This window comes from Phocaeicola coprocola (genome assembly GCF_041333015.1).
GTDB classification, from domain to species: Bacteria; Bacteroidota; Bacteroidia; order Bacteroidales; family Bacteroidaceae; genus Phocaeicola; species Phocaeicola coprocola.
Genome location: NZ_JBGKGM010000001.1, coordinates 2,083,508 through 2,105,728 on the forward strand (window position 1 = coordinate 2,083,508; position 22,221 = coordinate 2,105,728).

At 40.0% G+C, this 22,221-nt stretch carries 19 protein-coding genes; 9 read left to right on the top strand and 10 right to left on the bottom strand.

The genetic code is table 11. The annotated features are described in order from the left end of the window. Positions 1-2 precede the first annotated feature (2 nt). A complete protein-coding gene (locus ACDG22_RS08545) occupies positions 3-584 on the bottom strand; it encodes a LemA family protein (protein WP_007564815.1) in 582 nt (193 codons plus the stop codon). Positions 585-807: 223 nt separating this feature from the next. Between ACDG22_RS08545 and ACDG22_RS08550 the strand changes: the two genes are divergently transcribed. After that, a complete protein-coding gene (locus ACDG22_RS08550; protein WP_178269807.1) occupies positions 808-2,136 on the top strand; it encodes a leucine-rich repeat protein in 1,329 nt (442 codons plus the stop codon). A gap of 72 nt (positions 2,137-2,208) precedes the next feature. Here ACDG22_RS08550 and ACDG22_RS08555 read toward each other — a convergent pair whose 3' ends face one another. The 5 genes from ACDG22_RS08555 to ACDG22_RS08575 all read right to left on the bottom strand — a co-directional run bounded on the left by ACDG22_RS08555 (position 2,209) and on the right by ACDG22_RS08575 (position 6,804). Then, positions 2,209-3,156 (bottom strand): alpha/beta hydrolase, encoded by a 948-nt coding sequence (locus ACDG22_RS08555; RefSeq protein WP_022125852.1) that lies wholly within the window; start codon positions 3,154-3,156, stop codon positions 2,209-2,211. Between the two features lie 44 nt (positions 3,157-3,200). Further along, positions 3,201-3,944, bottom strand: a complete 744-nt coding sequence (locus tag ACDG22_RS08560) for a shikimate dehydrogenase family protein (RefSeq protein ID WP_022125853.1) — start codon at positions 3,942-3,944, stop codon at positions 3,201-3,203. 23 nt (positions 3,945-3,967) lie between these two features. Further along, positions 3,968-4,708, bottom strand: a complete 741-nt coding sequence (ubiE, locus tag ACDG22_RS08565; RefSeq protein ID WP_007564810.1) for a bifunctional demethylmenaquinone methyltransferase/2-methoxy-6-polyprenyl-1,4-benzoquinol methylase UbiE — start codon at positions 4,706-4,708, stop codon at positions 3,968-3,970. A 122-nt stretch (positions 4,709-4,830) separates the two neighbouring features. After that, positions 4,831-5,775: a phosphoribosylaminoimidazolesuccinocarboxamide synthase gene (locus tag ACDG22_RS08570; protein WP_118483019.1), complete on the bottom strand. Its 945-nt coding sequence runs from the start codon at positions 5,773-5,775 to the stop codon at positions 4,831-4,833. Between the two features lie 51 nt (positions 5,776-5,826). After that, positions 5,827-6,804, bottom strand: a complete 978-nt coding sequence (locus ACDG22_RS08575) for a PhoH family protein (protein ID WP_007564808.1) — start codon at positions 6,802-6,804, stop codon at positions 5,827-5,829. A gap of 278 nt (positions 6,805-7,082) precedes the next feature. Here ACDG22_RS08575 and ACDG22_RS08580 point away from each other — a divergent pair, with 278 nt between their 5' ends. Next, positions 7,083-7,724 (top strand): DUF5715 family protein, encoded by a 642-nt coding sequence (locus tag ACDG22_RS08580; RefSeq protein WP_022125855.1) that lies wholly within the window; start codon positions 7,083-7,085, stop codon positions 7,722-7,724. A 6-nt stretch (positions 7,725-7,730) separates the two neighbouring features. Continuing rightward, positions 7,731-8,489, top strand: a complete 759-nt coding sequence (gene truA / locus ACDG22_RS08585) for a tRNA pseudouridine(38-40) synthase TruA (protein ID WP_022125856.1) — start codon at positions 7,731-7,733, stop codon at positions 8,487-8,489. A gap of 2 nt (positions 8,490-8,491) precedes the next feature. Here the strand turns inward: truA and ACDG22_RS08590 are convergent, their stop codons facing one another. Continuing rightward, complete coding sequence (locus tag ACDG22_RS08590) at positions 8,492-9,259, bottom strand: TIGR03915 family putative DNA repair protein (RefSeq protein ID WP_022125857.1); 768 nt, start codon at positions 9,257-9,259, stop codon at positions 8,492-8,494. A 20-nt stretch (positions 9,260-9,279) separates the two neighbouring features. Next, complete coding sequence (locus ACDG22_RS08595; RefSeq protein ID WP_022125858.1) at positions 9,280-10,164, bottom strand: aldose 1-epimerase family protein; 885 nt, start codon at positions 10,162-10,164, stop codon at positions 9,280-9,282. Positions 10,165-10,459: 295 nt separating this feature from the next. On the opposite strand from ACDG22_RS08595, the gene ACDG22_RS08600 reads away from it, so the two are divergent. The 3 genes from ACDG22_RS08600 (at position 10,460) to ACDG22_RS08610 (ending at position 14,895) form a co-directional block, all read left to right on the top strand. Further along, entirely contained in the window at positions 10,460-12,427 is a 1,968-nt protein-coding gene (locus ACDG22_RS08600) for a tetratricopeptide repeat-containing sensor histidine kinase (RefSeq protein ID WP_270230366.1), read from the top strand. Then, positions 12,376-13,128 (top strand): LytR/AlgR family response regulator transcription factor, encoded by a 753-nt coding sequence (locus ACDG22_RS08605; protein WP_178269804.1) that lies wholly within the window; start codon positions 12,376-12,378, stop codon positions 13,126-13,128. Before ACDG22_RS08600 ends, ACDG22_RS08605 begins: the two co-directional genes overlap by 52 nt. 357 nt (positions 13,129-13,485) lie before the next feature. Next, positions 13,486-14,895: a DUF5723 family protein gene (locus tag ACDG22_RS08610; RefSeq protein WP_118483027.1), complete on the top strand. Its 1,410-nt coding sequence runs from the start codon at positions 13,486-13,488 to the stop codon at positions 14,893-14,895. A 116-nt stretch (positions 14,896-15,011) separates the two neighbouring features. Here ACDG22_RS08610 and yfcE read toward each other — a convergent pair whose 3' ends face one another. Beyond that, a complete protein-coding gene (gene yfcE / locus ACDG22_RS08615; protein WP_118483029.1) occupies positions 15,012-15,551 on the bottom strand; it encodes a phosphodiesterase in 540 nt (179 codons plus the stop codon). A 361-nt stretch (positions 15,552-15,912) separates the two neighbouring features. On the opposite strand from yfcE, the gene ACDG22_RS08620 reads away from it, so the two are divergent. The 3 genes from ACDG22_RS08620 (at position 15,913) to tnpC (ending at position 18,495) form a co-directional block, all read left to right on the top strand. Further along, positions 15,913-16,281, top strand: a complete 369-nt coding sequence (locus ACDG22_RS08620; protein WP_227994625.1) for a hypothetical protein — start codon at positions 15,913-15,915, stop codon at positions 16,279-16,281. Position 16,282: 1 nt separating this feature from the next. After that, positions 16,283-16,627, top strand: coding sequence for an IS66 family insertion sequence element accessory protein TnpB (gene tnpB / locus ACDG22_RS08625; RefSeq protein WP_009131421.1), 345 nt, complete (start codon positions 16,283-16,285; stop codon positions 16,625-16,627). A gap of 86 nt (positions 16,628-16,713) precedes the next feature. Then, positions 16,714-18,495 (top strand): IS66 family transposase, encoded by a 1,782-nt coding sequence (gene tnpC / locus ACDG22_RS08630; protein WP_370858843.1) that lies wholly within the window; start codon positions 16,714-16,716, stop codon positions 18,493-18,495. Between the two features lie 169 nt (positions 18,496-18,664). Here tnpC and nifJ read toward each other — a convergent pair whose 3' ends face one another. Then, entirely contained in the window at positions 18,665-22,213 is a 3,549-nt protein-coding gene (nifJ, locus tag ACDG22_RS08635) for a pyruvate:ferredoxin (flavodoxin) oxidoreductase (protein WP_022125863.1), read from the bottom strand. Positions 22,214-22,221 lie beyond the last annotated feature (8 nt).

Here is a 22,221-nt window from a genome sequence, read left to right on the forward strand (position 1 = left end):
TGTTAGAATTTAACTTCAGGAGCTTGTTCGGCTCCTTCCTGAGCTTCGAAATAAGGACGCTTTTCGAATCCGAACATACCGGCAAAGATATTTTTCGGAAAGCGACGTATTGCTGTATTGTATTTGCGTGCTACATTGTTGAAGTTACGGCGTTCCACACTGATGCGGTTCTCAGTCCCTTCCAACTGTGCCTGAAGTGTCTGGAAGTTTTCATTGGCTTTCAAGTCTGGATAATTTTCTGTTACGGCAAGCAGACGGCTCAAAGCACTGCCTACTTCACCTTGTGCACGCTGATATGCTTCCATCTTTTCTGGAGTCAGATCGTCGATGCTTACCGTTGTCTGGGTTGCTTTGGCACGAGCAGACACAACAGCGTCGAACGTTTCCTTTTCGTGTGCTGCATATCCTTTGACGGTATTGACCAGATTAGGTATTAAGTCAGCACGGCGCTGGTATTGGTTTTCTACATTACTCCATGCTGTTCCTACAGCTTCTTCCTGTGATACCATTGAGTTATACGAAGAAATTCCGTAAACAGCAATAACAGCTATTACGGCAATAATGATAATCCATGTCTTTTTCATAAATGTAAATGTTGTATTTGGTTTCTGTTACAAACATACATAAAATTATGCGGAAAACCGAAAGGCTTATTGAAAAAACTGTTAGTTTGCTTTATAATGGAAAGCATGATTACTAGGATGGAGGTATTTTTGAATAAAAAAGGAAAAGCTGCTGAACAAAAGTTCGCCGAAATGGTTATTATACATTATTGTTTTATCATTTTTTTTATTTAGTGAAGATTTTATGAAGCGATTTCTTTGTTATTCCTTACTTCTTGTAATCTCAGTATTACTTGTCGTTGCTTGTAAGAAAGACCCGATAGTTGAAGAGCGGAAACAGACAATATCTCCGTCGGATGGAAGCTCGGACGAGCATGGAAAAGATGATTCTTCTTCAACTCCGGAAGGTACTCTTACACGTATAGAGATTGTGTCTCTTCCTGTGCAAACGACTTATTTACTTCATGCTGATACTGGTTTAAACCTGGAAGGACTTGTTGTGGAAGGTATATACGATAATGGTAAGCGGGAAAGGCTGTCTGTTTCGGCTGATAATATTTTAGGGTTTTCGACAGAAAATGTATCAGAAGAACTTCCTGTAACAATTGTTATAGATGGTAAGCAAGCCAGCTTCACAATTAAAGTGGTTGACTATGTAATCAAAGACGGAGTACTGACAGAAGTTTTAATGAAAGAAGGGGAGGAATATCGTCTTCCAACCGATGTAAAGGTAATTGCCTCTTCTGCTTTTGCTTCTTGTTCTTTCAATAAAATCATTTTAAATGAAGGATTGGAGGAAATTCAGGCTGATGCCTTTTCAAACAATCCGGTGAAGGAAATAGTCTTTCCTGAAAGTCTGAAAAAGATAGGTGAATATTGTTTTTATGGTTGCCGGAATCTGATTCAGCTCGATTTAGGACATACCCAAATAAAAACTATACCGATGCGGGCACTTTCGAATGTTGCTGCAGAAACGATTGTTTTACCTGCTTCATTGGAGGAAATAAGCAGTCAGTCGTTATTGCATACAGACAACTTACGTTCGATAGCTCTTCCTGAATCTCTGAAGAAAATTGGGATTGAAGCTTTCCGTGAATCAGGATTACGTGAAGTGACTTTACCGAATAGTATTGAACTGATAGAAGAAAGAGCTTTCTATTTGTGTCGTAATCTGCGTCAGGTAAAAAGTACCGGTATCTTAAAGCAGGGAGTGACAGGTATTATGCATCATGGTATTTTCCAATATTGTCCGGATTTATCTGTTGTAGAACTTCCGGAAAGTGTTGAATCTGTAGGGCAAACTCTTTTCTCTGCCAATGTTCACCTTGATGTTCTTACTCTTGGTCGAAATCTGAAGTATTTAGCTTTTAATGCTTTAGGTAACAGTTCTGTGAAGGTGTTTACCGTGAATGCACCGGAACCTCCTTCTTTAGAAATTTATTCTTTACCGGAACAAGTTGAACAAGTTATCGTTCCCAAAGGTGCGTTACAAGCATACAACCATAAAGTTGACAATGAGAGCCTTCGAAATAGTTGGGGAACATTAGTCGGCAGAATGAAAGAAAGTAACTGATTATTTTGATAGATATAAAAATTCCTCCAAGGGCATTTCTTTGTTTTTGCTCGAGGAGGAATAAAAATCTTCTTAAGGAATATACTTTTTGATGAAATGTTCTACACGTGAGGTATATTCTTCAGGATAATAGAAATAAGAGGTTGCATGGTCAGCTCCCGGAACAATCCAAAGTTCCTTGGGCTGAGGCTTTGCTTCGTAAACTTTATGTACCATATAAGTGGGTACGAAATTATCTTTATCACCGTGGATAAAGAACATTGGTTTTTGGCATTTGGCAACTTGTTTTACAGCAGATGCTTCTTTGAAGTTCCATCCATTTTGCCATTCACACAGCCAGCTGGCAGTATATAGTAAAGGGAATGCGGGAAGTCCGAATTGTTCTTTTAATTCTTTTTGGAACTGATCCCATACACTGGTATATCCACAATCCTCAACGAAGCAACGTATATATGCTGGAAGCTTTTCTCCTGAGAGCATCATGGTAGTGGCAGCTCCCATTGATATACCGTGTACTACTGCTTGTAGGGAATCACCAAACAATGCAGGAGCAATGTCAATCCACTGCATGACATCTTTTCGGTCTAACCATCCCATTTGAATAGCGTCACCTTCAGATAACCCTGTATAGCGTAAATCAGGGAGTAAAATGTTATAGTTTAATGAATGGTTATACAGATAACCGATGTGAAACATGCGGATAGCGTTGTCTGTATATCCATGTACGATAATTGCCGTATGCGAGGTGGGCTTCATGGCTCTGGCATAGAAGGCATGCATCCGTATACCATCGGGAGAGATGATAAAAGTATCGCGTAGTGCATGATGATTCTGAAGGCTGTCTACCCATGGGATAATTTGCGGATATTTTTCTCGCATAAAAGTGAAAGAGCCTTCCATATCTTTTCCTCTGTTTTCAGGGCGGAGTGAAAAGTTTATCATGTATATGCTTCCTCCGGCAAGTAAACCCACTAGAACCAATAAAAAGATTCCTGTGCCAATGGCAATTCGTTTTTTCATATATAACTTACTGATTGATTTACTTTAATAACAAGTTATATGCCTTATTTGTTCCAGATATCCCATGCACCGAAAGCTTGCAAGAGTAACATTTCGAGTCCGTTCTTTACTACAGCTCCATGTTCACTTCCTTTTCTCATAAATAGTGTTGTATTAGGATTATACAGCAAATCGTAAAGCAAGTGACGTGGAGTAAGATATTCGTAAGGTATTTCCGGACATTTGTCTGCTTGCGGATACATTCCTACGGGTGTACAGTTTACAATTATTTTGTATTCGTCCATTATTTCCGGTGTCAGTTCTGAATACGTAATGGTATGCTCATTGTGTGCACTTCGTGAAACAAAAAGTGTTTCTATGCCAAGTGTCTTGAGACCATAATTGATGGCTTTTGATGCTCCTCCTGTTCCTAAGATAAGAGCCTTAGTATGAAAAGATTCTAAAAGTGGTTCGATAGATCGGGTAAAACCGATAACATCCGAATTGTGTCCTATCAGTTTAAGTTTTCCTTTATTGCGTTCGAATTTGATAACGTTTACAGCTCCTATAGCTGCTGCGTCTGGGGCTAATTCGTTTAAGTAGGGAATGACCTTCTCTTTATAAGGAATTGTAACGTTTAACCCTTCTAGTGTGGGGTTGGATACAATAACTTGTGGAAAATCTTCTATAGTAGGGATTTCGAAGTTTACGTACTCCGCATCGATATTCTCTGACTGAAATTTTTCATTGAAGAAATTCCTGGAGAAAGAATGTCCGAGCGGATAGCCTATCAAACCGAATTTTTTCATAAAAAAGATATTTAAGTTCTTAATTATTTAGTCGCAAAATAAAGTGTGCAGATGCCTAAGGTCAGTCTTTGGAAGTGTACTTGACTAAAACCAGCCTTGCGGATGATACCTTGCATGATTTCTCCTTGTGGAAAGGCTTTGATGGACTGGGGTAAATATGTATAGGCACTGCGGTCTTTAGAGAAAAGTTTTCCCAATGTGGGTATTACAATTTTAGAATAGAGGGCATATAGTTGTTTCATCGGAAACCATTCAGGTTCTGATAATTCTAAAATAACGAGATGTCCTCCTGGTACTAGTACACGATGCATTTCTTGTAATCCTTTATCCAGATTCTCGAAGTTACGTACTCCAAAAGCTACTGTTATGGCATCAAAGCAATTGTCGGTAAAAGAAAGATTAGTACAATCTTCCTTGGCAAAGGATATATGTTCAGAGAATCCGGCTTGCTTAACTTTTTCCCGTCCTATGTTCATCATGCCTTCCGAAATGTCTGTACCTATCAATTCCTGCGGATGAAGCATTGTAAAGGCTTGTATGGCGAAATCTCCTGTGCCGGTAGCTACATCCATGATACGTTGAGGATGATAGGGTTTCAGACAGTTGATAGCCTTGCGCCTCCAGCTTTTATCTATTCCCCATGAGAGTACATGGTTCAGGTTGTCGTAAGCAGGAGCAATGTTGTCGAACATTTTTTCTACTTGTACGGCTTTACTTTCGCTTTCGTTGTAAGGTTTGATTTCTTCTTGTGGATAATGAGGCATAAGTTTAATAAAATAAAGGATTGAAGAATGGAAAAAGAAGAATGAAGAACTTGTTTCTAATAAAGATTCCGTTGTATAGAAAGAATCTTCATTGATTGTTCTTCATTCTCCGTTTTAAAATATTATCCTAAGTATTCAGTAACGTTCTTTTCGATGCGTTCTGCCAATTGATCTGTATCAGCTTTAACGAATGTTTCACCTGTGATGTGCTCATACAATTCAATATAGCGGTCGCTGATAGAAGATACGATTGCCGGAGTCATTTCAGGAACTTTCTGTCCTTCTTTACCCTGGAATCCGTTTGCCATCAACCATTCGCGAACAAATTCTTTTGATAACTGCTTCTGAGGTTCACCGTTTTCAAAACGTTCCTGGTATCCTTCTGAATAGAAATAGCGGCTTGAGTCAGGAGTATGAATTTCGTCCATCAGATAGATTTCTCCATTGTGCTTTCCGAATTCATATTTAGTATCTACAAGGATCAAGCCACGTTCTGCTGCCATCTGTGTACCACGTTCGAACAGAGCCAGTGTATAACGTTCCAGAGTTTCATATTCTTCAGGTGTAGCAAGTCCCTTAGCCAGAATTTCTTCTTTGGAAATATCTTCATCGTGCATACCCATTTCAGCTTTAGTTGTCGGGGTAATGATCGGGTGAGGGAATTTTTCATTTTCACGCATACCTTCCGGCAGACGTACACCACAAATTTCACGAACTCCACTCTTGTAAGCACGCCATGCACTTCCGCACAAATAACCGCGTACAATCATTTCTACAGGGAATCCTTCACACATAACACCTACGGTTACCATAGGGTCGGGAGTAGCTAATTTCCAGTTGGGGCAAATATCTGTCGTTGCATCGAGGAATTTGGCTGCAATCTGATTCAGCATTTGTCCTTTGTAAGGAATACCTTCAGGCAATACTACATCGAATGCAGAAATACGGTCGGTAGCAACCATTACTAACTTTTCATCATTGATGTTGTAAACATCGCGCACTTTGCCGTGATATACACTTTTCTGTCCCGGAAAGTGATAGTCTGTTTTAGTTAAAGCTTTACTCATTTTCTTTCTATATTTAGTAATGAATATATTTTTCTTTACTTACAACTCCAGTTATTGGAGAGAAGGTTTGTCTGTATTTTTCAGGCTTTTCGTTTTCTCTTCAAATTTTTCGTAAGCCTCTACAATACGGGTTACCAGCTTATGGCGTACAATGTCTTTCTTGTTCAGTTCTATGAAGCTGATACCTTTTACACCTTTAAGAATCTTGATAGCCTGTACCAGTCCCGATGTTTGTGATGAGGGAAGGTCTATCTGTGTCATATCCCCTGTAACGATCATTTTGGTATTCATACCCATTCGGGTAAGAAACATCTTGATTTGTTGTGTGGTAGTGTTTTGTGCTTCGTCAAGGATGACAATTGCATCATTTAATGTTCGTCCACGCATGAAAGCAAGAGGAGCAATCTGTATGATGTTCAGCTCCATGTATTCCTTCAGTTTGGCAGCAGGTATCATATCCTGAAGGGCATCGTACAATGGTTGCAGATAAGGGTCTATCTTGTCTTTCATATCTCCAGGCAAGAAACCTAACTTTTCGCCTGCTTCTACTGCCGGACGGCTTAATATGATTTTTTTGATTTCTTTATTCTTAAGAGCACGTACTGCCAATGCGATAGCAGTATACGTTTTACCCGATCCGGCTGGACCGATAGCAAAGATCATGTCATTCTTATCGAATTCTTTTACCAGTTTCAGCTGGTTGGTACTTCGGGGGGTAATGGGTTTTCCGGTGACGCTATATACAATTACATCGCCGGTCTTTTCGATTTGCGGTTTGTTTCCTTTTATGATGTCCAATATCGCTTCTTCGTTCAGCGAATTATAACGTGCGCAATGTTTTTCCAAAGCGAGTATTGCTTCTTCGAATGCACACATTTCTTCTTCATCCCCCATTACTTTTATGACATCTCCGCGTGCCACAATGCGTAACTTGGGGAACAATGCCTTAATCATTTGCATATTGGCATTGTTTACACCGTAAAAAATAACCGGATCAATATCTTCTAATACAATATGTTTTTCGATCATTCAGATTATTTTGATATGCTCGTTTGTTTATTTTTCTGCAAATTTAATCATTCCTTTTTATCTGTACACGATATACGGTAAATTAATTTCTGCTTTCTGCCAGCTGTTTTCTGTCTATCTGTTGTACGATTACCGCAATGTGAGGTGAACTAAGGAAGTTTCTCTTCATGAATTTTTAAAAGACAGCTTTCTTTTTTATCTTTGTGCCCTTGTATTTTCTATGAATTTTGGGAAAAAGATTGACTGGAAACATGAAAAGACTAACAGGAATAACATGTATGATAGCTTTGGTTGCAGCTGGTATATTGGGTAGCTGTGGCCATGAAGACAAGTCTATCAAACTGAATAATCCACGCAATATTCGTGGGGTGGTGAGTTACAAAAGAAGTTTTGGTGATTTAAATGATGTACAGCTGGCTTCTGCACGCCGTATAGGGATACGTCCTATATCCTCGCGTGAAGCAGCAGTCGACTTGGATGGTGATTTAAAAGAGATCGTATCGTGCGAACGCTATGATGTAGATTCCCTGACTCACTCCATACCGTTTCTTGTTCCTCGTGCAGCAGCTTTACTGGATACCCTTGGTATAAATTTTCTGGATTCTCTGGAAAGTAAAGGACTGAACCCTAATAAAATAATCGTAACTTCTGTTTTACGTACTAAGGATGATGTGAAAAAACTGCGTCGTACTAACGGAAATGCGTCGTTGAACTCCTGTCATTTTTATGGTACTACTTTCGATGTAAGCTGGAAACGTTTTACTAAGGTGGAGGATCCAGGCGGACGTCCGATGCAAGATGTGAGCGCCGATACACTGAAACTGGTCCTGTCGGAAGTCTTGCGTGATTTGCGCAAAGCAGAACGCTGCTACGTAAAGTATGAATTGAAGCAGGGATGTTTTCACATAACGACAAGATAATCAGAAATGTTCAGATATTTTATTTATTTAGCTTACGATGGTGCCAATTATCATGGCTGGCAGATTCAGCCAAATGGCAATAGTGTGCAGGAAACATTGACTCGTGCACTTATCACTTTTTTGCGTGATGATGCAATAGAAGTAACTGGTGCCGGAAGAACAGATGCTGGAGTACATGCCCGCCTGATGGTAGCTCATTTTGATATCGAGCGGATGCTGGATTGTGATAGTGTGACAGACAAACTGAATCGTTTACTGCCTCCAGATATATCTGTATATCAGGTTCGCAGGGTAAGACAAGATGCTCATGCCCGTTTTGATGCGACTTATCGCACTTATAAATATTATATCACAACCCGTAAAGATCCCTTCAACCGGAATTATGCCTGGAGAGTTTTTCAGTCATTGGATTTTGATAAGATGAATGAGGCAGCAAAGGTTTTGTTTGAGTATACAGATTTTACCAGCTTCAGTAAATTGCATACAGATGTAAAGACAAACAATTGCCGTATCATGCATGCACGTTGGGAACAGATAGGGGAAGATGAATGGGTATTCACTATTCAAGCCGACCGTTTCTTGCGTAATATGGTTCGTGCCGTAGTTGGTACACTGGTGGAAGTGGGACGAGGTAAACTTACTGTAGAGGGATTCCGTAAGGTAATAGAAGAAAAGAATCGCTGCAGTGCAGGTACATCGGTTCCGGGACATGCCTTATTTCTTGTTGATATTGGCTATCCCGACGACTTGTTTGCTGTTTGTTGAGGCTAATTCTTTTCTGTCAGATATTTCCAGTATCGTACCGGCATGTCTTTTTTATGCTTGACAGGATTCAATCTTTCTTTGATACAGATAGATTTAAAATAGCTTTTCCATAATGTTTGGAAAAGCTTTTCGTTTTTATCCAGCAGACTTTCGTCCAGTTTTCCTGTCTGCAGATGCGTCTGTTTAGGATCTGCAAATGTGATTTCATTTACTTCTTTTCCATCATAATAGTAACCGTAATGTCTTTTTACATCATAAATAAGCCATTTCTGATCGGCAAAACGATCACGAAAATGCCGGATAGTAAGAGGAAACACATCATATAGCGGTTCCATGGCTCCGTAATATATGCCTTCGGTAGTTTTCTGGAAACGCATGAACTGTAAAATGCGGTAACGTTCATCGGCTACTTTTTTCCCTAATTTTGAAATGGTAAGAATATCAGGATCTGCAAAATTAGTTTCTATTGAGCGTGAAGCGTCAGTTATTTTCCGTATATAACGGAATAGCACGATAGCTATGTCGGAAGCTTCCGACAGCCAGCTGTAAGTTAGCATGGAGAGTGCTCCTTTTGATAACTTTTTTTCCAATGATTTCCAGACTCGTTCCGCTTTTTCATCATCAGTTATAACAGTATATGTTTCATCATAAAAAAGAGGGAGAGTGTCTCCCTCTTTTATGATAGAATCGGGGAATTTCTTAAGTCTGTATGCCTCAAATACAGCTGTAAGAAGTCCCTCAAATGTTTTATCGTACTGGAAAATTATCATAGATTCCGGATAGATAGGTGTTATTCGATATCTTCCAGAATGATAGAGTAACTTGCTTCAAAGCTTTTTCCGGGAGCAAGATGCTGCATCCATTCTCTGTCTTTGAATTCTCCTTCATAACCTACTGTGTCACAACGTCCGTACCAGGGTTCGATACATACAAAAGGAACATTGGGATAAGTTGCGCTTGGTGACCATACTGCAACCAGCGGACTGTTGAATTCCAGACTGATGTATGGTTGTTGCTTTTTATCCAGAAGAGTTATTTTTTTCAGCTGGCTATTGTCGAACATGTACGTATCGCATGCAAATGTATCTCGTCTTAATTCCATCAGACCTTCATGCAAGGTCAAGGTATGACGCTGAGGTAGTACACATCCTTTTTCTGCAGGAGAAATATACTCTAATGTTTTGATTTTTTTTCCAAAATCGAGGAATCCTCTTTCATTTGTTTCAGGATTCAGGTCACGGTAGTAAAATGCCGGATGAGCACCTATCTGAAAATGAAGGTCTTTGTCGCCAGTATTTTGTACACTCCACATTACTTCAATACGGTTGCCTTTCAGGCGGTATCCTATTTCGAGCACGAAAGGAAATGGATATACTTTCATTGTCTCTTCGTTGCTTTCTAAGGTATAGATTGCTGCATTTTCTTCCTCGTATGTAAGCTGGAAGTCCATGTCGCGGGCAAATCCGTGTTGTCCTAACGAATATGTTTGTCCTTTATGACGGTAGGTATTATTCCATACTCGTCCTACTATCGGGAACAATACAGGAGAATGACGTCCCCAAAATTGAGGATCGGCTTGCCATAAATACTCGGTTCCGTTTGCATAAATACTTACCAGTTCTGCACCGTGATCGGCAATTTGAATACTGATTTTATCGTTCGACAGGTTTTTCATATATTCTATTTTTTATTGTTAGTTTATTCTTGTTGTTCATTGATTGAAATAGTGTAGTTAAAATCCACTATTCAAAAGTAATGATTTTATAGGATGGTTGTGTATAATTTTTAAACTTATTTTTGTATGTTGATTGTTTTTACATACATTTGTCTTGTTAATCGGGATGAAAGGAAATAAGATGTGTAGATTACACCTTATATTATTATATGTTTGTCTAATATTGTGTACAGGTTGTATTTCCGGCGAAAGAAAAGATGCTCATGTTGTCACCGATGAATGGAAGATAAAGCAGATGGAATTGTTGCTGGAAAATGATCCGGGGACAGCTATGGACAAAATGGATAGTCTGCTGCCTTATCTGAAAGACAGCATGTCTTATTACCGTGGCATTGTGTTTAAGTCGAAAGCTTATATGTTGATGTCACGTATCGGTGATGCATCTCGTATGCTTCGGCAGGCTGGTTCGTTTTGTACTTCTCCTTCTGAAGAAGATAAAAGCGATTTATATGCTTCTGTCTGTAACATGGAGGGAAATATACTGGCGCGTCAGGCAAAGTTTGACTCTGCACGAGTTAAATTTCTTCAGGCATATGAACTTTATATGCATACGGGTAATAAGTTAAAGCGATTCAATGTTATGTTGAATCTGGCCGATGCTTTTCTTCGTGAGGGAGCATGTGATAAAGGAGCTTTGTGGTATCATCGTTCGCTGAGATTGGCTGATTCATTGGGTTTGCCTAAAAGTCAGTGCTTTCCTGTATATTATGGACTGGGACAAGTTTATATGCAGTTGCACGATTTTGAACGGTGTGATTTTTATTTCGACCGTGCTGGAGAGTACTATGATGAAATGAAACCTTATGAAAAAGGTATCTATCTGAATAACAGAGGTAATTCTTATTATTATCGTCAGGATTATAAAACAGCGTTAAAATATTTTCGTCGTTCGTTGGCACATGCCTTGGCGCATCCTGAAATGGAGTATGAGCGTAACTTGACAATGATAAACTTGGGCGAAGTATTTTTGCTGATGAATCAGACCGATTCCGCCTCTTATTATTTGTCAAGATGTCGTGATTTCTTTCAAAAAGAAGATAATAATAGTGCTCTTTATTATATTGATACGCAACTTATTGAACTGGCTCTGAAAGAAGGAAATCTGTCGCTTGCAAAGAAACGTCTGGATGAGGCTGTGGTTCCGGATTTTGTAGAGCCTAACATGGTACATATCCGTAACCGTTATTTGCAACATTATTTTGAGGAAAGTAAAGATTATCGTCGTGCTTACTATTATTTGGTGGAAAATAGCCGGATAGATGATTCTATACGAAGTGAGCGTATAAAAATGCGTACACAGGAAATTGCTATGAAGTATCGTCGTGACAGTATTTTGATGAAAAAAGAAATGCTTATTCAACAGGCAGAAAATAAGGTGCTTCATTTAAATCAGTGGCTGTACGGAGGGGAAATTGTGTTATTGGTATTTATGCTTATTGCTGGAGCATGGATAGCTTATCGAAGTCGCAAGCGGGACAAAGAAGAGTGGATGATGAGAAATGCCATGACGTCTTTGCGACTGAAAAATATTCGTAACCGTATTTCGCCGCATTTTATTTTTAATGTACTGAACAGAGAAATAAGCTCTTTAAAAGATAGAGAAAGTAATCACCGTTTATATGAGCTGGTTAAGTTAATAAGATATAATCTGGAATTGACGGAAAGTCTGGCTGTAACTTTAGCAGAAGAATTGGATTTTGTGAAGACTTATATTGGCCTTGAGGAGCAAGTTTTACAACCGGGATTTGAATTTCATATTGATATAGATCCAGCATTAGACATACATAGGGTGAAGATACCTGTGATGTTATTACAGATCCCTGTTGAAAATGCAGTAAAACATGCTTTAAGTTGTAAGGACGGAATCCGGATGTTGTGGATTGAAGTAAAAAAAGATAAAGATTGTATTAAGGCTTTGGTACGTGATAATGGTGGAGGCTTTAAAGTGAAAAGCAACAGTTACGGAACTGGTACTGGGATGAAAGTGCTGTCGCAGACTATTCAGTTACTGAATTCGTACAACCGTTATCCGTTGATTATGCAAATAAACAATGTTGAGATAAAAGAAAGAGGAGAGTTAGGATGTGAAGTTAAGTTTACTATTCCGCTTGACTATTCATATCTGTTAGGAAGAGCAAAGGATACTAATTTATGGAAAAGGTGTATAGAACAGTTATCATTGATGATGAAGAGAGTGCAATAGATAATTTGTGCTTTGAGTTACAACGTTATTCTTATATTTCGGTAGAGGGTAAAGCAAAGACTGGTACATTAGGATTGAAAATAATAGAGAGAGTTCGTCCTGATTTAGTGTTTTTGGATGTAGAACTACCCGATATGCTGGGTATGGATGTAGTGGCAAGACTGGAGGGCTATGTTTCCTGGAATATGAAAATCGTGTTTTACACTGCACACGACAGATATGTGATTGATGCACTTCGGGCAAAGGCTTTCGATTTTCTTCTAAAGCCAGTAGAACCAGCTGAGCTTCAGACTGTTCTGTCACGTCTGTGTAAACCTGAATATATAGTGCATAACTATATGCCTCCTGTTACTGCGGATGCCGGAAAACCGTTTGTGGTAACAACTCCTACTGGTGACTTACGTTTTTTGCATACTTCTGAAATCGGTTATTTCCGTTATCAGTCTGCGCGGAAGATTTGGGAAGTAGCATTGACCAATGGAACTTTTCTCCCTTTAAAAAGAAATACTACTGCCGAACAGCTTTGTGCATACGATACTGCTTTCACTCAAATACATCAGTCGTATATTATCAATTTACATTATCTTATTATGGTTCAAGATAATCGCTGTATCATGTATCCACCTTTTAATTCTTTGGAAGAACTTGTTGTTTCTAAAAAGTATAAAAAGAAAATGATAGAGCGTTTTTATCAACTTTGAGACAAAAATATCTGCTTGAAACAAGTGCAGGATATTCTGTCTAAAATATCAGCATATTTTAGGAAAAACATGCTGATATTTTTTTAAAATTCGTACAATTGTCCGGAATCTTTGTACGAAAAAATCAGGTGTTTTGCTGAGGTTTTATGCTTGACTGTAGCTTGATATTTGGATCTTTTATTGATGGTTAGCCGAACATATCGGGTAATGACATAGACAGAATATTTTTCACATAGTCGCGTTTTTTGTATGTTTAGTACATGATTAGTTCTACATAGTCCAACAATCTGTTTTTTGTAACTTTTTGTTAACAGGAAAATTCTTATTTTTGCATCCGTTAAATAATAGAGAGTAATTATGTGGACTAGTACATTAAAAAAAGGTTTATTTTTAATTGGGGGATTGTTCTTAGGGGGAGCAGTACATGCTCAGTATCTTCGTACCTCTTATTTTATGGAAGGAGCAAGTTCACGCTTGCAGTTGAATCCGGGTTTACAACCATCGGGAGGATATTTTAATATTCCGGTTTTGGGGTCGTTCAATATAGGAGCATATTCTGATGTGTTGGGTATGAGTGATATTGTGGGTGTTCTCGACTCTGGTTCAGATTTGTTTACTAATGATGACTTGTATGGCCGACTTAAAGCGGACAACCGTTTGAATGTTAATCTGAATACAGATATCTTGTCTTTTGGATGGTACAAAGGAAAAGGTTTTTGGAGTGTAAATGTAGGTTTGCGTACCGATATTGGAGCTTCTATTCCTAAAAACATGTTTGATTATTTGCGTGATGCAGATCAGTTCGATTTAAGTCGCGGAACCCTTCAAGGTAATATTACAGACATGAACTTTAAAGTGAATGCGTATGCTGAGGTTGGATTAGGGTATTCTCGTCCTGTAAATGATAAATTGACTGTTGGAGGACGTGTAAAGGTTCTGTTAGGTGTTGCTCATGCAGAAATGCAAGTTGATGAATTTGCTGTAGATATGAATATACCTCAGAATCCGGATGATCCTAATAGTTGGAATGGTACATACGGTGGTTCTACAACGGCATGTGCGCATATTATGACTTCAATAAAAGGAGGTGGACTTAGTTTCGCCGATTCGTATGACAGTAATGGAAATGCTATCCGTCAGATTGACGGATTCGACTTCGATGGAGGAGGTTTTGGTATTGCCGGTACTGGATTCGGAGTTGATTTGGGAGCAAGCTATAAGTTACTCGACAACCTGAACCTATCAGCTGCTGTACTCGATTTAGGCTTCATAAAATGGAACAGCAGCAATACGACTGTAGCTTCTGTAAACGAAAATGCCGATGTCAAAATCGACCAAAGCAATTATCAGGAATATTTGAATGGAGATTTCCTTAATCTTGAACGTTTTAATTTGGCTGAAGATAAAGAAGCTGCTTCTTCATATAAAACAAAACTATCGTCTACACTTCTGTTAGCTGGTGAATATACATTTTGGGACAATAAGTTGAGTGTTGGAGCTATGTATGGTGTACACTTTGTTCAGCCTAAAGCATTAAATGAACTTACGTTCTTGGCAACTATACGTCCGAAAAGCTGGTTTAATGCAGCTCTAAGTTATTCTCCTATTCAGGCAGGCGGAAAATCATTCGGACTTGCCTTAAAACTGGGAGGATTGTTTATTGGTACTGATTATATGTATTTTGGCAGCAACTCCAAGGCTGTTAATGGATTTATAGGTTTGTCGATTCCATTGGGAAAGAATAAACCCACCGATGATGCTATTTGATATAGATGATAAGTTATATTCTAAGATTTTTTTATAGAGGGGCTGTCTGCTCATTTCATGGTTCTTGTTCTTGTCTGTCTTAGAACTATGATAATGAGAAACAGCCTTCTCTTTTTTTATTTACTTACTTCTTTCAGTTTCGTACCGTTTAAGTCATAAATAGAAACCTTTCCATCTTCGAATATTGCAAACGTAGGTACATTTCCACCTTTGGGGAAAGTGACAGAACCTGTGTTACATATCACCATATTTTCTTTCTTTTCAAGTTTCCACAAGTGAGTGTGTCCGTAGAAGAGGTAATCATGTTTTCCCTTTGGAAGTTTCTCCTCATTATATACATGTCCATGTGTCAGGAAAAGTCGTTTTCCGTTATCTGCTACCAAAGCGTAATCCGCTAGAATAGGAAAATCGAGCAGCATCTGATCTACCTCAGAATCACAGTTGCCTCGTATGGCAATAATTTCATCTGCCATGCTGTTGAGGCGTTCTGCTATTCCTTTGGGATTAATTCCTTCAGGGATGCTGTTTCGGGGGCCATAATTCAAGATATCACCTAGTATGAACATCATGTGGCAAGCTTGCTCTTTATAAAACTCTAAGACTTTTTCCAAGGCTGGCAGTGAGCCATGTATGTCGGATACAATTAAATATTTCATGATAATGTTATTATAAATTTGCGCAAAAATAGAAAGTTTTCTGAAAACATACAGAAGTATTTTTACGATATTTTCGGTGTTATTAGAAAAAAACAGATATTATTAAAAAGTATTGTTTTTATAGATAAGTTCCCTTGTTAAAGTTACTGCTTAATTTTATTGTGTCAATAAGTTATTGATGATTAGAAAAATATCGCACAGCAATGATATCTTATTATTATGTTTTTATAGTAATCAGTAGCTGTAATATTGGTGAGGAAATGAGGAGAATGGATAAATAAAGTAACCATTCTATTTTCCGCCTTGACACGCATGTTCCCTAAACCTACCTTTGCGCCGTAACCCTTAAACAACAATGATTATGGCAAAAGAAAAAGTAAACTACCAGGAGGTATATGACCTCTATCAGTTATGCAGTGAGACCAAGGATCTTCGTGAGTTCTGTGCGGATTATGGAGTAAATTACGACAAGTTCATGAACTGGCAGCGTCATCAGCTATGGAGCGAAAAGTTAGGCAAGACAGTTCAGGTTGAGCAACCCAAGGTTGCCAAAGTCCGGATAACCGGCAAGCCTTGCAACAGTCCAACCGTAAAGTTGGAGGTGAAACAACCTGAAGGTGAATCTCCTATAAGATGGGTTAAGCTGCAATTGACATCAGGTGCCACACTGTTCCTGAGAAACACCACAGTTCTTGACTTGAGCCTGTTGCTTAATAAAATGATAGGATGATATGCTTGGACTGAGTGCTAACCTGAACTATTACCTGTTTAACGGTAATGTGGATTTGCGGAAAGGAATCTTCCGCCTGTGTGAGAGTATAAGGGAAGAGATGTCACTTGACCCGAGCGATGCATCCAATGTATATATGTTCATGTCCAGGAACCGGAAGGTCGTTAAGATACTTCATTATGAACGCGGATTTTATGTGCTTTACGAGAAACGTCCTGTCATGGGAAAGTTCAAGAAACCTGTGTTTGATGAAGTTTCCAAATGCTACCGGATACAATGGTCGGACATGGCCTATCTTACTGAAAGTATAGTAGTTGACAAGATGTACGTCAGTCCGAAAGATTAATATTAATACATTGATTATCAACAAAATGATACAAAATAAACGATAAAGAGTTTGCGTAACTGCCTGATTTTTCGTACCTTTATATCATGATTGATGAAAGGGCATACGAGTTACTTTGCTGCCAGCTGGGTCTGGCGAATGAGGAAAAGGCAGGGCTTCGCAAACAAGTAAACGAACTGATTGCGAGGCTTAAGGCTATTGAAGAATCAAACAAAGAGAACTCCAAGGCTCTGGTTGATACAATCAATGACCTCAAAGAATCCCTCGAAAAGCAATCGAGTACGGTTGAACATTACAGGAAAGAGATGGAACTTATGAGAAAGCAGCTTGAGGCAAAAGACGAGGTGAACATGATGCTGGCAAATGAGATATCCAATCTCAGGCTTCAGCTTGAGGGCAGCAGGAAACACCGTTTCGGCCGTACCTCAGAGCAAAGAAGGCTGCTGAACAACCGTAACATCGACAAGTCTGCAATGGAGAAGTCCGAGTACGACGGTTCTGGCAAGAATGGTGATGATGATAATAAGACCGATGGTAACGGTACCGGCAGCAATACCTCTTCCGGTAACGTACCTGCACAGAACTGCAGGCCTTCAAGGAAAAAGGAAACTGCTCCCCGTGCAGCAAAGACCAGGCTGAAGGTGGATAAGGTAATTGTTCATGAAATAGAAGACTATTACCAACTCCCGGATGGTGCAAGGCTTATGAAGCGTAACGGAATGGCTGATGTGTGGGAATACAGGTTTATAGAACATGTGCGTGCTCATAACGTGGAGCATGTGTACAAGGTGGCAAGGGTAAAGCTTGCAGACGGCACTTTCACTAACACGATGGAGCATCCCTTGAAAAACCTTGGAGGAATCTTTTCCCCTGATTTGCTTGCCCGTCTGCTTTGTCTGAAATATGACTTCAGTATGCCTGAGAACAGACAGATAAGACTGCTTGCAAGAGAAGGCATCCACATAAGCAACACCACGCTGAACAGCTATATCCATAACGGAATCTCCAGACTTAGGGAGTTTATGGAAGATGTCTTCAAGGAGTTTGTACAACAGGCAAAATACCTTATGGTTGACGAGACGACCGAGCTTGTCGGAGTTGAAACACCGGAAGGCAAGGCTTACAGGAGAAAGTATTTATGGGCTTTTTTTGCAAAGCATGTCAAGTTGGTTTACTATCATTACAATAACGGCAGCAGAGCCTCTGATGTAGCAAAGACCTTCCTTGAACATTTTATGGGATCTGTATCTACAGACGGATATACGGTTTACAGGATGTTCGACGGAGAAGACTCAAAGGTGCTTCATATAGGCTGCTGGACACACTGCAGGAGGCTGTGGGTCGATGCCTTGCCATCAGACAGAACTGCGATGGATATAATAGACCCTATCGGTGATATGTTCAGAAATGAAGACTTGTTCCGCACAATGAAACTCAGCGGTGAGCAGATTAAGGAAAAAAGACTTAAGCTTACGAGACCTATTCTTGAACGTATCCATCATAAGGTGGTCATGATGATGCAGGATACCAAACTCATGGCAAACGAACTGATGAGAAAGGCTGTGAACTATACGATAAACCAGTGGAAATCCCTGAAAAATATCCTCAAGGACGGTTCTGCGGAAATATCGAACAACCTCTGTGAGCAAAGGATGAAACCTGTAAAGCTGCTGCTCAAGAACTGTATGAACATAGGCAGTGAGGATGCAGCAGGAAACTCGGCATTCATCTTTTCTCTGATAGAAAGCTGCAAGCTTAATGATATAGCCCCTCAGGATTACCTGAAGCACTTGTTTGAATGTATTCTTCATGGTAAGGACTGCGACAAGAAGGTCCTTCTGCCATGTTTTTATAAATCGGAATGTTAAAACTAAACTATTTTCTTGCGGACATTTTTATTTTATCGGCTGAAAAACAGCCGATAAAATTGTCGTGGCGGAAAATAGAATGGTTACATAAATAAAAAAGAGATTCAAGAAATAGTTCTTGAATCTCTTTTATTATTTATCAGAATACTTGTTTAATAAAACAGGAGAATTATTCTTCACTCCAGTCCATTGCAGCCATACGCTTGTAAGAAGCATAACGTTTCTTAGCCATGTCTTCACAAGCAGCGAACAAGTCTGCAGCTTCAGTAGGATACTGTTTCATTACAGAAGCGAAACGAACTTCACCCTTCAAGTAGTCTTGGAAGCCTTCCCAGTTTGGTTCTTTAGAGTCAAGTGAGAACGGATTCTTACCTTCTTCTTCCAATGCTGGGTTGAAGCGCCACAAGTGCCAGTAACCACATTCTACAGCCTTAGCTTCTTCAGCCTGAGATTTACCCATACCAGCTTTCAAACCGTGGTTGATACATGGAGCATATGCGATAACCAATGATGGACCTGGATAAGCTTCTGCTTCGCGGATAGCTTTCAAAGTCTGAGCCTGGTCAGCACCCATAGCAATCTGAGCTACGTAAACATAACCGTAAGTAGTAGCAATCATACCCAAGTCTTTCTTACGTACTCTCTTACCTGAAGCAGCGAACTTAGCGATAGCACCCAGAGGAGTAGCCTTAGATGACTGACCACCAGTGTTAGAGTAAACTTCAGTATCCAATACCAGGATGTTTACATCTTCGCCAGAAGCGATAACGTGATCCAAACCTCCGTAACCGATATCGTATGAAGCACCGTCACCACCGATAATCCATTGTGAACGTTTGATCAGATAGTCCTTGAATTCAGCGATAGTAGCGCAGTAAGAGCATTTATCTTTTGCAGCTTCCACCATCGGGATGATCTTTTCAGCAGCAGCTTTGCTCTTATCAGCATCGTTGCGGCCGTCGATCCATTCCTGGAATGCTTCTTTGTATTCTGCTGGAGTACCTTCTGCAGCGATAGCAGCTTTCATAGCTTCTTCCAGACGATTACGCAGTTTCTTGTTAGCCAATTCCATACCCAAACCGAATTCGCAGAAGTCTTCGAACAATGAGTTAGCCCAAGCAGGACCCTGACCTTTTTCGTTTGTTGTGTAAGGAGTTGAAGGAACAGAACCAGAGTAGATAGAAGAACATCCAGTAGCGTTAGCAACCATTTCACGGTCACCGAACAACTGAGAAATCAATTTAACGTATGGAGTTTCACCACAACCAGAGCAAGCGCCAGAGAACTCGAACAATGGCTGAGCGAACTGAGAGTTCTTAACGTTAGCCTTGATGTCTACCAAGTGCTGTTTAGACTTCACGTTTTCAGCGCAGTAAGTCCAGTTAGCAGCTTCAGCCAACTGAGTTTCAAGCGGCTTCATTGTCAGAGCCTTGCCACCCTTCTTCGGGTTACCCGGACATACGTCAGCACAGTTACCGCAACCCAAGCAGTCCATAACGTCTACCTGTACACGGAATGTCATGCCGTCGAACTGTTTTCCTACAGCTTTCAGTGTCGGGAAGTTTGCACCAGCCTGTTCGTTTGCATCCAATACGAATGGACGGATAGCAGCGTGAGGACAAACATAAGCACACTTGTTACACTGAATACAAGTTTCAGGATTCCATTCTGGAACGAATGCAGCTACACCACGTTTTTCGTATTTAGCTGTACCCTGATGCCATGTACCGTCTTCGATACCCTTGAATGCAGATACTGGTAACAAGTCACCGTCCTGAGCGTTGATAGGACGAACAACTTCGTTGATGAATGCTGGATCATTGTTTGCAGCAGCAGCTTCAACTTCCAAGCTAGCCCATGCAGGATCTACTGTCAGTTGTTTGTATTCACCACCACGGTCAACAGCAGCGTAGTTCTTGTTAACTACATCTTCACCCTTCTTACCGTAAGACTTAACGATGAATTTCTTCATCTGTTCTACAGCCAAGTCAACAGGAATTACACCTGTGATACGGAAGAATGCAGACTGCAGGATAGTGTTGGTACGGTTACCCAAACCAATTTCCTGAGCAATCTTAGTTGCGTTGATATAGTAAACAGTGATATTGTTTTCTGCGAAATATTTCTTAACCTTGTTAGGCAGGTTCTTAGCCAATTCTTCGCCTTCCCAAATAGTGTTCAGCAAGAATGTACCGTTCTTACGCAGACCGCGAGTTACATCGTACATGTGCAGATAAGCCTGTACGTGGCAAGCTACAAAGTTAGGAGTAGTTACCAAGTAAGTAGAACGGATAGGATGATCACCGAAACGCAAGTGAGAGCAAGTGAAACCACCTGACTTCTTAGAGTCATAAGAGAAGTAAGCCTGGCAGTATTTGTTAGTGTTGTCACCGATAATCTTAACAGAGTTCTTGTTAGCACCTACAGTACCGTCAGCACCCAGACCGTAGAATTTAGCTTCGAACATACCTTCGCCACCCAAAGCGATTTCTTCTTTTTGTGGAAGAGAAGTAAATGTAACGTCATCTACGATACCGATAGTGAAGTGGTTCTTAGGAGTTGGCAATGCCAAGTTTTCGTATACAGAAAGAATCTGAGCAGGAGTTGTATCCTTAGAACCCAAACCGTAACGTCCACCTACGATAAGAGGAGCATTTTCCTGTCCGTAGAAGCAGTCTTTTACGTCAAGATACAAAGGTTCGCCGTTTGCACCCGGTTCTTTTGTACGGTCAAGAACTGCAATACGTGTAGCAGTCTTAGGTACAGCTGCCAAGAAATGTTTAGCAGAGAACGGACGATACAAGTGAACTGAAACCAAACCAACTTTTTCGCCATTAGCTACCAAGTGGTCGATAGCTTCACGAGCAGCTTCTGTTACAGAACCCATAGCGATGATTACGCGTTCAGCATCTTCAGCACCATAGTAGTTGAACAAACCATAGTTACGTCCTGTAATCTTATTGATTTCATTCATATATTCTTCTACGATAGCAGGAACTGCTTCATAGAACGGATTGCAAGATTCTCTGTGTTGGAAGAAATGATCTGGGTTTTCAGCCATACCACGAGCAACTGGCTTGTTAGGGCTAAGTGCGCGTTCACGGAATTCAGCTAAAGCTTTTTGGTCTACCAGCGGAGCGAGATCTTCGTTTTCAAGCATTTCAATCTTCTGAATTTCATGAGAGGTACGGAAACCGTCGAAGAAGTTCAGGAATGGAACGCGAGATTTGATTGTTGACAAGTGAGCTACACCAGCCAAATCCATAACTTCCTGTACAGAACCTTCGCAAAGCATAGCGAAACCAGTCTGACGGCAAGACATAACATCTTGGTGGTCACCGAAGATACACAATGCATGTGAAGCCAATGTACGAGCTGATACATGGAATACGCAAGGCAAGAATTCACCTGCAATTTTGTACATGTTAGGAATCATCAACAGAAGACCCTGAGAAGCTGTATAAGTAGTTGTCAATGCACCAGCCTGAAGAGAACCATGTACAGCACCAGCAGCACCACCTTCAGATTGCATTTCTTGAACCAAAACAGTTTCACCGAAGATGTTTTTACGACCTGCGGCTGCCCATTCGTCTACATATTCAGCCATTGTAGAAGATGGGGTGATAGGATAAATAGCTGCAACTTCTGAGAACATATATGAAATATGTGCTGCAGCTTGGTTACCATCACAAGTGATGAATTTTTTTTGTTTAGTCATACAATTAC

Coding starts and splice junctions, on each gene's coding strand:
- ACDG22_RS08545 (WP_007564815.1), bottom strand. CDS start 584: ATGAAAAAGACATGGATTATCATTATTGCCGTAATAGCTGTTATTGCT.
- ACDG22_RS08550 (WP_178269807.1), top strand. CDS start 808: ATGAAGCGATTTCTTTGTTATTCCTTACTTCTTGTAATCTCAGTATTA.
- ACDG22_RS08555 (WP_022125852.1), bottom strand. CDS start 3,156: ATGAAAAAACGAATTGCCATTGGCACAGGAATCTTTTTATTGGTTCTA.
- ACDG22_RS08560 (WP_022125853.1), bottom strand. CDS start 3,944: ATGAAAAAATTCGGTTTGATAGGCTATCCGCTCGGACATTCTTTCTCC.
- ubiE (WP_007564810.1), bottom strand. CDS start 4,708: ATGCCTCATTATCCACAAGAAGAAATCAAACCTTACAACGAAAGCGAA.
- ACDG22_RS08570 (WP_118483019.1), bottom strand. CDS start 5,775: ATGAGTAAAGCTTTAACTAAAACAGACTATCACTTTCCGGGACAGAAA.
- ACDG22_RS08575 (WP_007564808.1), bottom strand. CDS start 6,804: ATGATCGAAAAACATATTGTATTAGAAGATATTGATCCGGTTATTTTT.
- ACDG22_RS08580 (WP_022125855.1), top strand. CDS start 7,083: ATGATAGCTTTGGTTGCAGCTGGTATATTGGGTAGCTGTGGCCATGAA.
- truA (WP_022125856.1), top strand. CDS start 7,731: ATGTTCAGATATTTTATTTATTTAGCTTACGATGGTGCCAATTATCAT.
- ACDG22_RS08590 (WP_022125857.1), bottom strand. CDS start 9,259: ATGATAATTTTCCAGTACGATAAAACATTTGAGGGACTTCTTACAGCT.
- ACDG22_RS08595 (WP_022125858.1), bottom strand. CDS start 10,164: ATGAAAAACCTGTCGAACGATAAAATCAGTATTCAAATTGCCGATCAC.
- ACDG22_RS08600 (WP_270230366.1), top strand. CDS start 10,460: ATGGAATTGTTGCTGGAAAATGATCCGGGGACAGCTATGGACAAAATG.
- ACDG22_RS08605 (WP_178269804.1), top strand. CDS start 12,376: ATGGAAAAGGTGTATAGAACAGTTATCATTGATGATGAAGAGAGTGCA.
- ACDG22_RS08610 (WP_118483027.1), top strand. CDS start 13,486: ATGTGGACTAGTACATTAAAAAAAGGTTTATTTTTAATTGGGGGATTG.
- yfcE (WP_118483029.1), bottom strand. CDS start 15,551: ATGAAATATTTAATTGTATCCGACATACATGGCTCACTGCCAGCCTTG.
- ACDG22_RS08620 (WP_227994625.1), top strand. CDS start 15,913: ATGGCAAAAGAAAAAGTAAACTACCAGGAGGTATATGACCTCTATCAG.
- tnpB (WP_009131421.1), top strand. CDS start 16,283: ATGCTTGGACTGAGTGCTAACCTGAACTATTACCTGTTTAACGGTAAT.
- tnpC (WP_370858843.1), top strand. CDS start 16,714: ATGATTGATGAAAGGGCATACGAGTTACTTTGCTGCCAGCTGGGTCTG.
- nifJ (WP_022125863.1), bottom strand. CDS start 22,213: ATGACTAAACAAAAAAAATTCATCACTTGTGATGGTAACCAAGCTGCA.